Source organism: Streptomyces hazeniae, assembly GCF_031845485.1.
GTDB lineage: Bacteria > Actinomycetota > Actinomycetes > Streptomycetales > Streptomycetaceae > Streptomyces > Streptomyces hazeniae.
The window spans coordinates 1-462 of record NZ_JAVREQ010000160.1 but is presented as its reverse complement, the minus strand read 5'-3'; the positions used below and the strand labels follow the sequence as shown (position 1 = coordinate 462).

Below are 462 nucleotides of genomic sequence, written 5' to 3'. Positions count from 1 at the left end.
GCGGGTCGGTTGTCGTGCTGGGACTGGGCCCGATCGGCGACATGGCCTGCCGCATCGCCCTGCACCGGGGCGCGGGCACCGTGATCGGGGTGGATCTGGTGCCCGAGAGGCTGGAGCGGGTGCGTGCGCGCGGCGCCGAGGTGCTCGACCTGCGCGAGCACGACGACCTTGCCGCGGCGGTGAAGGAGCGCACCGGCGGGCGTGGAGCGGATTCCGTCATCGACGCGGTCGGCGCAGAGGCGCACGGCAGTCCCGTGAACAAGATGCTGCAGACGGTAGCGGGGCTGCTGCCGGGCAAGCTGGCCGAACGAGCGATGCAGACGGCCGGCGTGGACCGGCTCGCCGCTCTGTACACCGCGATCGACGTGGTGCGCCGCGGGGGCACGATCTCCCTGTCCGGCGTCTACGGCGGGGCCGCCGACCCGATGCCCATGCTGACGCTCTTCGACAAGCAGGTCACTC

Annotated in this window: 1 protein-coding gene; it reads left to right on the top strand. The window is 72.5% G+C overall.

From position 1 onward, the window contains the following. On the top strand, positions 1–462 hold a 462-nt coding region (locus RM572_RS29100), incomplete at both ends, for a zinc-binding dehydrogenase (RefSeq protein ID WP_311676352.1).